Origin of the sequence: Klebsiella michiganensis (assembly GCF_015139575.1) — a bacterium.
Classification (GTDB): domain Bacteria; phylum Pseudomonadota; class Gammaproteobacteria; order Enterobacterales; family Enterobacteriaceae; genus Klebsiella; species Klebsiella michiganensis.
Map to the genome: position 1 here is coordinate 1,463,355 of NZ_AP022547.1, position 13,557 is coordinate 1,476,911.

The window sequence follows — 13,557 nt, forward strand, 5'->3', positions numbered from 1 at the left end:
GAACGTACAGTCAATATCATCGCCGGCGTAATAATTTATATTTTAAAGGCAATGATATCCCGAACAATAAATAGAAAGCGCGCGCCTTGTCAATTTATATGGGCAGAGAGAGTGGGATTTCAGAATAAAAAGTATCGATAGCTGAGGATATTAAAAGTTGATATAAGAAAAATCGTAGCGCGGTATATCCGTTAAATTAATCCACTCCAGCTATCCGTGATCCCTACCAATATTGCTTGCTAGCGCGCTATTGGTAATTCTGCCGCTAACGCATAATAATGTGTTCACTGAAATTATCTGGCCTGCGGGCCGAGGGGTTAGAAGGATGAAACCATTTCGTTTGGCGGCGCTATCTCTGGCGCTACTTACCGCACTATCGTTGACCGCCTGTGACGACAGCGGCAAACCGCAGGCGGTCGCGTCGGCGCCATCCGCGGCGGCAGATAGCGCGCCCGCGAAGCCGGACAGCGCCCAGCTGGCGGCGCTGGCTGAAAAAAGCAAAGGCAAAGCGTTAACGCTGCTGGATGCTTCTGAAGTTCAGCTCGACGGCGCGGCGACGCTGGTGTTGACCTTCTCTATTCCTCTGCAGCCGGATCAGGATTTCTCCCGCAGCGTGCATCTGGTCGACAAAAAAAGCGGCAAAGTCGATGGAGCATGGGAGCTGGCGCCCAACCTTAAAGAGCTGCGTCTACGTCATCTTGAGCCAAAACGCGAGCTGATCGTTTCGCTCGACCCCACCCTGACCGCGCTGAATAAAGCGACCTTAGACAGCAGCGTTGAAAAAACCATTACCACCCGCGATATCGCCCCGAGCATCGGCTTTGCCAGCCGCGGCTCGCTGCTGCCGGGGAAAGTGGTGGCCGGACTGCCGGTGATGGCGCTGAATGTCGATAACATCGACGTCAATTTTTTCCGCATCAAACCTGAATCGCTCTCCGCCTTCGTCAGCCAATGGGAATACCGCAATTCCCTGAGCAACTGGGAGTCGGACGAGCTGCTGAAGATGGCCGATCTGGTCTACACCGGCCGTTTTGACCTTAACCCGGCGCGCAATACGCGCGAAAAACTGCTGCTGCCGCTGGCGGATATCAAGCCGTTGCAGGAGCCGGGCGTCTATATCGCGGTGATGAACCAGGCGGGCCGCTACAGCTATAGCAACGCCGCGACGCTGTTCACCCTCAGCGATATCGGCGTATCCGCGCACCGCTACCACAACCGGCTGGATGTCTTTACCCAGAGCCTGGAGAACGGCGCGGCGCAGTCCGGTATCGATGTGCAGCTGCTGAACGCCAAAGGGCAAACCCTGGCGCAGGCGAAGAGCGACGCTCAGGGGCACGTGACGCTGCAAACGGACAAAGAAGCGGCGCTGCTGCTGGCGCGTAAGGACGGGCAAACCACTCTGCTGGATCTCAAACTTCCGGCGCTGGACCTGGCTGAATTTTCCATCGCCGGCGCGCCGGGCTTCAGCAAGCAGCTATTTATGTTTGGCCCACGGGATCTCTATCGTCCGGGCGAAACGGTTATTCTCAACGCGCTACTGCGCGATAGTGACGGTAAACCGCTCCCCGAGCAGCCGGTGAAGCTGGAAGTCGTGCAGCCGGATGGCCAGGTTATTCGTTCGACGGTCAGCAAACCGGTTAACGGCCTGTATCAGTTGACTTATCCGCTCGATAGCGGCGCGGCGACCGGGATGTGGCACATTCGCGCCAGCACCGGCGACAACCAGCCGCGCGAGTGGGATTTTCACGTTGAAGATTTTATGCCTGAGCGCATGGCGCTGAATCTCACGCCGCAAAATGCCCCGGTTTCGCCGGCTGCGGATGTCAGCTTTGCCGTGAGCGGGGCGTATCTGTACGGCGCGCCGGCCAGCGGCAACTCGCTGCAGGGTAAACTGTTCCTGCGTCCGCTGCGCGATGCGGTGCCTGCGCTGCCGGGCTTCCAGTTTGGCGACATTGCCGAAGAGAACCTTTCCCGCAGCCTGGATGAAGTGCAGACCACCCTGGACGATCGCGGACATGCGGAAGTCACCGCCGCCAGCCAGTGGCAGGAGAGCCGCTCGCCGCTGCAGGTGATCCTGCAGGCCAGCCTGCTGGAGTCCGGTGGCAGACCGGTCACGCGCACCGTCAGGCAGCCGATCTGGCCGGCCGAAACGCTGCCGGGTATCCGACCGGAATTTGCCCTGAAAGAGGTTTACGACTATCGCACCGACAGCACTATCAAGCAGCCGGTGGTGGATGAAAACGGCACCGCCGCGTTTGAGATTGTGTATGCCGACGCCAAAGGTGAGAAGAAAGCGGTCTCCGGGCTGCAGGTTCGGTTGATTCGCGAACGCCGCGACTACTACTGGAACTGGTCCGAGAGCGAAGGCTGGCAGTCGCAGTTCGATCAAAAAGATCTTCAGGAAGGCGAGGTGTCGCTGGATATTTCAGCCGGACAAACGGCGAAAGTGAGCTTCCCGGTCGAGTGGGGTTCTTATCGCCTGGAAGTTAAAGGGCCGGATGATGCGGTCAGCAGCGTGCGCTTCTGGGCCGGATACAGCTGGCAGGATAACAGCGATGGCCAGGGGGCGGCGCGTCCGGATCGCGTCACCATGAAGCTGGACAAACCGGCCTATAAACCGGGCGATACGATCAAGCTGCATATCGCCGCTCCGGCAGCCGGTAAAGGCTACGCGCTGGTGGAATCAAGCGAAGGGCCGCTGTGGTGGCAGGAGATTGACGTCCCGGCGGAAGGGATGGAGCTATCGATCCCGGTGGATAAAGCGTGGAATCGTCACGACCTGTACCTCAGCACCTTGGTGATTCGTCCGGGGGATAAATCCCAGTCCGCGACGCCAAAACGGGCGGTGGGTCTGCTGCATCTGCCGCTTGGCGATGAAAATCGCCGTCTGAACCTGACGCTGGAAGCGCCGGATAAAATGCGCCCCAACCAGCCGCTGAAGGTCAACGTTAAGGCCAGCGTCAAAGAAGGCGAGACGCCGAAACAGGTTAACGTGCTGCTCTCCGCCGTCGATAGCGGCGTACTCAATATCACCGACTATGCAACGCCGGATCCGTGGAACGCCTTCTTTGGCCAGAAACGCTACGGCGCCGATATTTACGATATCTATGGTCAGGTGATCGAAGGGCAGGGGAGACTCGCCAGCCTGCGCTTCGGCGGCGACGGTGATGAACTCAAACGCGGCGGCAAACCGCCGGTTAATCACGTGACGATTATCGCTCAGCAGGCGCAGCCGGTGGTGCTGGATGAGAAAGGCGAAGGGACGGTGACTTTGCCGATTGGCGACTTTAACGGCGAACTGCGGGTTATGGCCCAGGCATGGACCGCAGAGGATTTTGGCAGCAGCGAAGGAAAAACGATCGTGGCGGCGCCGGTTATTGCCGAGCTGAATATGCCGCGCTTCCTCGCCAGCGGAGATACCACTCGCCTGGCGCTGGATCTCAGCAATTTGACCGATAAGCCGCAGACCCTCAACGTTGCGCTGTCCGCCAGCGGTCTGCTGCAGCTTGAAGGGGGAGAAATACCGCCGGTGCATCTGGCTCCCGGCGCGCGCAGCACCCTGTTTGTGCCGGTTCGCGCGCAGCAAGGCTTTGGCGATGGTCAGGTGAATGCCACCATCAGCGGCCTGAACCTGCCGGGTGAAACCTTCGCGCCGATGCAGAAGCAGTGGCAGCTGGGCGTGCGTCCGGCTTTCCCGGCGCAAACCGTGAATTCCGGCTCTGTCCTCCAGCCGGGTGAAAGCTGGCAGGCTCCGGCGGCGCAAAGCGAGGGCTTCTCGCCGGCCACGTTGCAGGGGCAGCTGGTGTTCAGCGGTAAGCCGCCGCTGAACCTGGCGCGCTATATACGCGACCTGAAAGCCTATCCTTACGGCTGCCTGGAGCAGACCACCAGCGGGCTGTTCCCGTCGCTCTATACCAACGCCGCCCAGCTTAAAGCCCTGGGGATCGGCGGCGATAGCGATGAAAAGCGACGCGCGGCGGTGGATATCGGCATTTCTCGTCTGCTGCAGATGCAGCGCGATGATGGCGGTTTCGCCCTGTGGGATAAAGAAGGGCCGGAGGAGTACTGGTTGAGCGCCTACGCGATGGACTTCCTCGTCCGGGCGGGCGAGCAGGGCTACAGCGTACCAACGAACGCCGTCAATAACGGCAACCAGCGCCTGCTGCGTTATTTACAGGAGCCGGGGCTGATGACCGTCCGCTATAGCGATGATGCCCAGGCCAGCCGCTTTGCCGCTCAGGCCTACGCCGCGCTGGTACTGGCCCGGCAGCAGAAAGCGCCGCTCGGCGCGCTGCGCGAAATCTGGAGCCGTCACGACCAGGCGCGTTCCGGTCTGCCGCTGCTGCAGCTGGGCGTGGCCCTGAAATTGATGGGCGATGCGCCGCGCGGCGACGAAGCCCTGAAGCTGGCGCTGACGACGCCGCGGCAGGACGCGAATCGCTGGCTCGGCGATTACGGCAGCGAGCTGCGCGACGATGCGCTGAAGCTGGCGCTGCTGGAGGAGAACAAACTGCTGCCGGAAGCGCAAAATACGCTGCTCAGCCATCTGGCGGACGAAGCCTACGGCCAGCGCTGGCTCTCGACGCAGGAGAGTAACGCCCTGTTCCTGGCCGGGCGTACGCTGCAGGATCTCCCCGGCAGCTGGCAGGCGCAAACCTCCGTGCAGGCCGAACCGCTCTCCGGCGAGAAAGCGCAAACCCGCAACCTGACCGGCGACCAGCTGGCGGCCTTGCAGGTGACCAATACCGGCCAGCAGCCGCTGTGGCTCCGTCTCGACAGCAGCGGCTATCCGCAGAACGCGCCGCAGCCGGGGGGCAACGTACTTGGCATTGAACGGCAAATTTTCGATACCCAGGGCCAGCAGAAATCGCTCTCTTCGCTGCGCAGCGGCGAACTGGTGTTGGTGAAGCTGGAAGTGACGGCTAAGCGTAACGTCCCGGACGCGCTGGTGGTGGATTTACTCCCGGCGGGGCTGGAGCTGGAAAACCAGAATCTGGCCAACAGCAGCGCCAGTCTGCAGGAGAACGGCGAGGTGGTGCAGAATCTGCTTAACCAGATGCAGCAGGCCGATATTCAGCACATTGAGTTTCGCGACGATCGCTTCGTCGCCGCGGTGGCTATCAATGAAGGCCAGCCGGTGACGCTGGTTTATCTGGCGCGCGCGGTGACGCCGGGCACCTATCAGGTACCGCAGCCGCAGGTCGAGTCAATGTACGTGCCGCAGTGGCGGGCAACCGGCGCGGCCAGCGGACCGCTCACCGTTGCACCCTAAATGCGGGCACTGAAGCGCATTAAACGCCGCTGGCGCTGGCTGGCGGCGTTTATTTTTTTGCTGTGGCTGCTGCTGCTGGCCGCCGATCGCCTGTGGCCGCTGCCGCTGCGCGAGGTGACGCCTGCCCGAGTGGTGGTGGCGGAAGACGGGACGCCGCTGTGGCGTTTCGCCGACGCGCAGGGCGTCTGGCGCTATCCGGTGACCCTGGCTGACGTTTCGCCGCGCTATTTACAGGCGCTGATCCAGTATGAAGATCGCTGGTTCTGGGATCACCCCGGCGTTAATCCATTCTCGATCGTTCGCGCCGCCTGGCAGGATCTCACTTCCGGGCGGGTGATCTCCGGGGGCAGCACCCTGACCATGCAGGTGGCGCGCCTGCTCGATCCGCATCCCCGAACCTTCGGCGGCAAGCTGCGTCAGCTATGGCGCGCGCTGCAGCTGGAGTGGCATCTGTCAAAAAGCGAGATCCTCACGCTCTACCTCAACCGGGCGCCGTTCGGCGGTACGCTGCAGGGGATAGGCGCAGCCAGCTGGGCCTATCTCGGTAAACCGCCCGCGCAGCTTAGCTATGGCGAAGCGGCGCTGCTGGCGGTACTGCCGCAGGCGCCGAGCAGGCTGCGTCCGGATCGCTGGCCGGAGCGAGCGCAGGCGGCGCGCGATAAGGTGCTGCTGCGGATGGAAAATCAGGGCGTGTGGCCATCGCTGCCGGTACGAGAAGCTATCGAAGAGCCCGTCTGGCTCTTTCCGCGGCAGATGCCGCAGCTGGCGCCGCTTTTTGCCCGCCGCGCGCTGGCGAGCAGCCGCGCAGAGAAGGTGGTAACGACGCTGGATGCCGGACTGCAGCGGCAGCTGGAAGACCTGGCGCTGAACTGGAAATCGCGCCTGCCGCCGCGCAGCTCTTTAGCGATGATCGTGGTCGACCATACCAATATGAAGGTGCGCGGTTGGGTAGGGTCGGTGGATATCAACGATGATAGCCGCTTTGGTCATATTGATATGGTCTCGGCGATCCGCTCCCCGGGCTCGGTTCTGAAGCCGTTTGTTTATGGTATGGCGCTGGATGAGGGGCTGATCCATCCGGCTTCGTTGTTACAGGATGTGCCGCGACGGTTTAGCGACTACCGGCCGGGGAATTTTGACAGCGGTTTTCACGGGCCGGTGAGCGCCAGCGACGCGCTGGTTCGCTCGCTGAACCTTCCGGCAGTGCAGGTGCTGGAGGCCTACGGGCCGAAGCGTTTTGCCGCCAGGCTACGCAATGCCGGATTGCCGCTGATGCTGCCCGCCGGCGCGGAGCCGAATCTGTCGCTGATCCTCGGCGGAGGCGGCGCGCGTCTGGCGGATATCGTGGCGGCGTACAGCGCGTTCGCCCGCCATGGTAAGGCGGGACAATTGCGCATCACGCCAGACTCACCGCTGGTTGAGAGGCCGCTGCTGTCGCCGGGCGCCGCGTGGATCGTGCGGCGCATACTGGCCGGCGAAGCGCAGCCGGTGCCCGATGCGTCGCTGGTGCAGGTGGTGCCGCTGGCGTGGAAAACCGGAACCAGCTACGGCTACCGCGATGCCTGGGCGATCGGCGTGAACGCCCGCTATCTGATAGGTATCTGGACCGGGCGACCCGACGGCACGCCGGTCGTCGGGCAGTTTGGCTTCGCCAGCGCGGTGCCGCTGCTGAACCAGGTGAATAATATGCTGCTGGCGCGCCCGGCGATGAGCCGCGGCGGATTGCCGGCCGACCCTCGCCCGTCGTCGGTCAGCGCCGGGACGGTTTGCTGGCCCGGCGGGCAGAATTTACCCGCGGGCGACGCGAACTGCCGCCGACGGCTGGCCACCTGGCTGCTCGATGAGAGCCAGCCGCCGACCCTGCTGCTGCCCGGCCAGGAAGGTATTCGCGGGATTCGCTTCCCGGTGTGGCTGAATGAGAAAGGGCTGCGGGTGGCGGCAGATTGCCCCGGCGCGGTAGAGAAAAGCCTCGACGTCTGGCCGCTGCCGCTTGAACCCTGGCTACCCGCAGGCGAACGGCGTCGCGTCAGGCTGCCTGCGGTTTCGGCGGCGTGTCCGCCGGTGCAAACCGCGGATGCCGCTCCGCTGGTGCTCTCCGGTCTTCGTGAAGGCGCGGTGGTTAAACGGCTGCCCGGCGAGCAAAAGGTGATGCTGCCGCTGCAAACGACCGGCGGGGAGGGGCGCCGCTGGTGGTTTCTTAACGGTGAGCCTCTGCAGGCGGAAGGCGCCGGCGCGACCCTTAACATCGATCGCCCTGACCGTTATCAGCTGGTAGTGATGGACGAGGCGGGGCAAATTGTTGCCGCGAACTTCACCGTGCAATAAACGTAACCTGCCTTAATTGGCGGGATTTGTTGTTTAAGGTCGCTTTTTTTTAAAAAAATGTTACCTAAACACATAGGCAATCGCCTTAGATGATGATTATAATTCGCGCCGTATTTATCGGTCTCATCTGCTCATCTGCAAAACAGAACAACATATATAAAGAGGTTATCATGGCTATTGAACGTACTTTTTCCATCATCAAACCAAACGCGGTGGCAAAAAACGTTATTGGCGGCATCTTTTCTCGCTTTGAAGCTGCAGGGTTCAAAATTGTTGGCACCAAAATGCTGCATCTGACCGTTGAGCAGGCTCGCGGCTTCTATGCTGAGCACGAAGGTCGCCCGTTCTTTGACGGTCTGGTTGAATTCATGACTTCCGGCCCGATCGTGGTTTCCGTGCTGGAAGGCGAAAATGCGGTTCAGCGTCATCGTGACCTGCTGGGCGCAACCAACCCGGCGAACGCGCTGGCGGGTACCCTGCGCGCAGACTACGCTGACAGCTTCACCGAGAACGGCACCCACGGTTCCGATTCCGTTGAATCCGCTGCGCGCGAGATCGCGTTTTTCTTTGCTGAAGGCGAGGTTTGCCCGCGCACCCGCTAATCTCCCGCGTCTTTCACGCCACCGCTTTGTTGGCTTCATTCGCGCACCCCGGTCACATAGTTATCTATGCTCCCGGGATTTGCGAATTCGCCGCCTCGCCGTGACGTAAAATACTTTGGAGATACCGATCCTCGTCGTCTTTTCGACTATCGCTGTGTTGGCTGCGCGCGTTCACCCCGGTCGCTTATCTATGCTCCCGGGGCTTCACTTGCTTACCGCCTTGCGACAATCGAAAATCCTTAGAGGATCTGCCAGGCAGTTACAGATTTTTTCATCATTGCTGCGTGCAAACGTGGTATTGATGGACCAGAATTTGTAGAATACAGCGCCCCGGATGAGCAGTCGCTCCCGGGGCGTTTCTTTTTTCAACCCTCCAGGGGCCATAACGTGTAATAACGAGGCCGGAATCAATTATGTCTGAACAAATAGTCACACCTGATAGCGCCGCTCTGACGGTGCCGAACAAAGATGCCAAAATCAACCTGCTGGATTTGAATCGTCAGCAGCTGCGCGAGTTTTTCAAAAACATGGGCGAAAAGCCTTTCCGCGCCGATCAGGTGATGAAATGGATGTATCACTACTGCTGCGATAACTTTGATGAGATGACCGATATCAACAAAGTTCTGCGCGGCAAATTAAAGGAAGTCGCGGAGATTCGCGCCCCGGAAGTCGTTGAAGAGCAGCGCTCCAGCGACGGTACCATTAAGTGGGCGATTGCCGTTGGCGATCAGCGCGTCGAAACCGTGTATATCCCGGAAGACGATCGCGCCACCCTGTGCGTTTCTTCCCAGGTGGGCTGCGCGCTGGAGTGTAAATTCTGCTCTACGGCCCAGCAGGGCTTTAACCGCAACCTGCGGGTTTCGGAAATTATCGGCCAGGTCTGGCGCGCGGCGAAAATCGTCGGCGCGGTGAAGACCACCGGCGTACGTCCGATTACCAACGTGGTGATGATGGGGATGGGCGAGCCGCTGCTGAACCTGACTAACGTGGTGCCGGCCATGGAGATCATGCTCGACGACTTCGGCTTTGGTCTCTCTAAACGTCGCGTCACGCTCTCCACTTCCGGCGTGGTGCCGGCGCTCGATAAGCTTGGCGATATGATTGACGTCGCGCTGGCCATCTCTCTGCACGCGCCGAACGATACCATTCGTGATGAAATCGTGCCGATCAACAAGAAATACAATATTGAGACCTTCCTGAACTCGGTGCGTGGCTATATTTCGAAGTCCAACGCCAACCAGGGACGCGTCACTATCGAATACGTCATGCTGGATCACGTCAACGACGGCACCGAGCATGCGCACGAGCTGGCCGCGCTGCTGAAAGATACGCCGTGCAAGATCAACCTGATCCCATGGAACCCCTTCCCGGGCGCGCCGTATGGCCGTAGCTCCAACAGCCGTATCGACCGTTTCTCCAAGGTGTTAATGGAGTATGGTTTCACCACTATCGTGCGTAAAACCCGCGGCGACGATATTGATGCCGCCTGCGGTCAGCTGGCCGGCGACGTTATCGACCGTACCAAGCGTACGCTGCGTAAACGTATGCAGGGCGAAGCCATCGACGTGAAGGCGGTCTGATAATCAATGATGCAGCGCACAGCCCTGGCGGTGCGCTGCATATTTATGTGGAATCGCCGGGCGAAATACGCTGTTGTGGTTAATAATTACGGTGCGTTTTTGTCGACTTTGAGGCAGTATGTAGCGGTACAACAACCGCTTAGCATTCAATATTGATAAGTCTCTGTGATACCAGGTCATACGGACTTATACTGTTTGTCTGACGTTGAGCAGATGTCTCGCGGCGCGGGGTCACCGGCGCTGAATTTTAAATTTCACGTACCAGTAGTTGTAGCGAATGAATACTGAAGCCACTCAAGACCATCAAGAAGCAAACACCACGGGCGCGCGTCTGCGTAATGCCCGCGAACAACTCGGGCTCAGCCAGCAGGCGGTGGCTGAACGCTTATGCCTGAAGGTTTCCACGGTTCGTGATATTGAAGACGATAAGGCACCCGCCGATCTTGCTTCAACCTTCCTGCGCGGCTATATCCGCTCTTATGCCCGCCTTGTGCACATTCCTGAAGAAGAGCTGCTGCCGATGATGGCCAAGCAGGCTCCGATCCGGGCGGCGAAAGTTGCCCCCATGCAGAGCTTCTCGCTGGGTAAACGCCGTAAAAAGCGCGACGGCTGGCTAATGAGCTTTACCTGGCTGGTGCTGTTCGTGGTGATTGGCCTCAGCGGCGCCTGGTGGTGGCAGGACCACAAAGCGCAGCAGGACGAGATCTCCACGATGGCCGATCAATCCTCCGCCGAACTGAATGCGGGCGATAGCAACAGCCAAAGCATCCCTCTGGATAATCAATCGGCGAATTCTGCACCGGATACCGCCGCCAACAGCGCGCCTGTAGAAACGTCTCCGGCGCCAGCGGCGTCGACTCCGGCCCCGGCTCCGGCCGAGAATAACGCCGTTGTCGCGCCTTCTCAGGCCAACGTCGATACGGCGGCAGCGCCGGCAACTTCGCCGTTACCGACCGACCAGGCAAACGTGACCGCTGCGGCGGCCTCCGCCCAGGATCTGGTGCTGAATTTTACCGCCGACTGCTGGCTGGAAGTGAGCGATGCGACCGGTAAAAAGCTGTTCAGCGGTTTACAGCGTAAAGGCGGTAACCTCAATCTGAGCGGCCAGGCTCCTTATAAGCTGAAAATCGGTGCCCCGGCGGCGGTACAGATACAGTATCTGGGTAAACCAGTCGATTTGAGTCGTTTTATCAGAACTAACCAGGTTGCACGTCTGACCCTCAATGCCGAACAATCACCGGCGCAGTAATAGACGGGTAACGCGGGAGATTTTTCATGCATAACCAGGCTCCGATTCAACGTAGAAAATCAAAGCGAATTTACGTTGGGAATGTGCCGATTGGCGATGGCGCTCCCATCGCCGTACAGTCGATGACAAACACGCGCACCACCGATGTGGCGGCGACGGTAAATCAAATTAAAGCCCTTGAGCGCGTTGGCGCGGATATCGTGCGCGTTTCGGTACCAACGATGGATGCGGCGGAAGCGTTCAAGCTTATCAAACAGCAGGTTAGCGTACCGCTGGTTGCCGATATCCACTTCGATTACCGCATTGCCCTGAAGGTAGCGGAATACGGCGTTGATTGCCTGCGCATTAACCCGGGCAATATCGGCAACGAAGAGCGTATCCGCATGGTGGTGGACTGCGCTCGCGATAAAAACATCCCTATCCGTATCGGGGTGAATGCCGGTTCTCTGGAAAAAGATCTCCAGGAAAAATACGGTGAACCCACCCCGCAGGCGCTGCTGGAATCGGCAATGCGCCATGTCGATCACCTCGATCGTCTTAACTTCGATCAGTTTAAAGTCAGCGTGAAAGCTTCCGATGTGTTCCTGGCGGTTGAATCCTACCGCCTGCTGGCGAAACAGATCGATCAGCCTCTGCACCTCGGGATCACCGAAGCGGGCGGGGCGCGCAGCGGCGCGGTGAAGTCCGCGATCGGCCTCGGCCTGCTGCTGTCTGAAGGGATCGGCGATACGCTGCGCGTCTCCCTGGCGGCGGATCCGGTTGAAGAGATCAAAGTGGGCTTCGATATTCTCAAGTCGCTGCGCATTCGCTCTCGCGGGATCAACTTCATTGCCTGCCCGACATGTTCACGTCAGGAGTTTGACGTTATCGGTACCGTTAACGCGCTGGAGCAGCGGCTGGAAGATATCATTACGCCGATGGATATTTCGATCATTGGCTGCGTGGTAAACGGTCCCGGCGAGGCGCTGGTTTCCACCCTCGGCGTGACCGGCGGCAACAAGAAAAGCGGCCTGTACGAAGACGGCGTACGTAAAGACAGACTGGATAACGACGATATGATCGATCAGCTGGAAGCGCGTATTCGCGCTAAAGCATCGATGCTTGATGAGGCGCGTCGCATCGATATTCAGCAGGTTGAAGCGAAATAACGTGTTGGGAAGCGATACGCTTCCCGTGTATGATTGAACCTGCGGGCGCGAGGCGCCGGGGTTCATTTTTGTATATATAAAGAGAATAAACGTGGCAAAGAACATTCAAGCCATCCGTGGCATGAACGATTATCTGCCGGGCGAAACCGCTCTCTGGCAGCGCATTGAAGGCTCACTGAAGCAGGTGCTTGGTAGCTACGGTTACAGCGAAATCCGTTTGCCGATTGTAGAGCAGACCCCGTTATTCAAACGCGCTATCGGCGAAGTGACCGACGTGGTTGAAAAAGAGATGTACACCTTTGAGGACCGTAACGGCGATAGCCTGACTCTGCGTCCGGAGGGTACCGCTGGCTGCGTACGCGCCGGCATCGAACATGGTCTCCTGTACAATCAAGAACAGCGCCTGTGGTATATCGGGCCGATGTTCCGCCACGAACGTCCGCAAAAAGGGCGTTATCGCCAGTTCCACCAGATTGGCGCGGAAGCGTTCGGCCTGCAGGGGCCGGATATTGATGCCGAGCTGATTATGCTGACCGCCCGCTGGTGGCGCGAGCTGGGCATCTCCAGCCACGTTGCGCTGGAGCTGAACTCTATCGGTTCGCTGGAGGCTCGCGCTAACTATCGCGACGCGCTGGTGGCCTATCTTGAGCAGTATAAAGATAAGCTGGACGAAGACTGCAAACGCCGCATGTACACTAACCCGCTGCGCGTGCTGGATTCTAAAAACCCGGACGTCCAGGCGCTGCTGAACGACGCCCCGACGCTGGGCGACTATCTTGATGAAGAGTCCAAAGCGCATTTTGCGGGACTTTGCGCGCTGCTGGATGATGCCGGTATCCGCTATACCGTGAATCAGCGTCTGGTGCGCGGTCTCGACTATTACAACCGCACCGTGTTTGAGTGGGTCACCACCAGCCTCGGTTCCCAGGGCACCGTCTGCGCCGGCGGCCGTTACGATGGTCTGGTTGAGCAGCTTGGCGGTCGCGCAACCCCTGGCGTCGGCTTTGCGATGGGGCTGGAACGTCTTGTTTTACTGGTTCAGGCAGTGAATCCGGAATTTAAAGCCGATCCTGTTGTCGATATATACCTGGTAGCCTCCGGAACTGACACCCAGTCCGCAGCAATGCGTCTGGCTGAACAGGTACGCGATGCGTTACCCGGCGTTAAGCTGATGACCAACCACGGCGGCGGCAACTTTAAGAAGCAGTTTGCGCGCGCTGATAAATGGGGCGCTCGCGTTGCGCTGGTGCTGGGCGAGTCAGAAATCGCTGACGGAAACGTGGTAGTGAAAGATTTACGCTCAGGAGAGCAAACTACCGTAACGCAGGATAGCGTTGCCGCGCATTTGCGCACACTTCTGGGTTAATCTCCCGGGAATCAT

At 59.4% G+C, this 13,557-nt stretch carries 7 protein-coding genes; all 7 read left to right on the forward strand.

Going from position 1 to position 13,557, the window contains the following annotated elements; all coding sequences use genetic code 11:
- Positions 1 to 325 precede the first annotated feature (325 nt).
- The 7 genes from JLG71_RS07035 (at position 326) to hisS (ending at position 13,542) form a co-directional block, all read left to right on the forward strand.
- Positions 326 to 5,272, forward strand: a complete 4,947-nt coding sequence (locus JLG71_RS07035) for an alpha-2-macroglobulin family protein (RefSeq protein ID WP_116280716.1) — start codon at positions 326 to 328, stop codon at positions 5,270 to 5,272.
- A complete protein-coding gene (pbpC, locus tag JLG71_RS07040) occupies positions 5,273 to 7,597 on the forward strand; it encodes a peptidoglycan glycosyltransferase PbpC (protein ID WP_048260596.1) in 2,325 nt (774 codons plus the stop codon).
- A 170-nt stretch (positions 7,598 to 7,767) separates the two neighbouring features.
- Positions 7,768 to 8,199, forward strand: a complete 432-nt coding sequence (ndk, locus tag JLG71_RS07045; RefSeq protein ID WP_004114414.1) for a nucleoside-diphosphate kinase — start codon at positions 7,768 to 7,770, stop codon at positions 8,197 to 8,199.
- A gap of 413 nt (positions 8,200 to 8,612) precedes the next feature.
- The gene (locus JLG71_RS07050) at positions 8,613 to 9,779 is read left to right on the forward strand and encodes a bifunctional tRNA (adenosine(37)-C2)-methyltransferase TrmG/ribosomal RNA large subunit methyltransferase RlmN (protein WP_004123586.1); all 1,167 of its coding nucleotides are present in this window, start codon (positions 8,613 to 8,615) and stop codon (positions 9,777 to 9,779) included.
- 277 nt (positions 9,780 to 10,056) lie between these two features.
- Positions 10,057 to 11,028, forward strand: a complete 972-nt coding sequence (rodZ, locus tag JLG71_RS07055; protein WP_025106603.1) for a cytoskeleton protein RodZ — start codon at positions 10,057 to 10,059, stop codon at positions 11,026 to 11,028.
- A gap of 26 nt (positions 11,029 to 11,054) precedes the next feature.
- On the forward strand, positions 11,055 to 12,176 hold the full coding sequence (ispG, locus tag JLG71_RS07060) for a flavodoxin-dependent (E)-4-hydroxy-3-methylbut-2-enyl-diphosphate synthase (RefSeq protein ID WP_004104485.1): 1,122 nt from the start codon (positions 11,055 to 11,057) through the stop codon (positions 12,174 to 12,176).
- A gap of 91 nt (positions 12,177 to 12,267) precedes the next feature.
- Entirely contained in the window at positions 12,268 to 13,542 is a 1,275-nt protein-coding gene (gene hisS, locus JLG71_RS07065) for a histidine--tRNA ligase (RefSeq protein ID WP_025106604.1), read from the forward strand.
- Positions 13,543 to 13,557 lie beyond the last annotated feature (15 nt).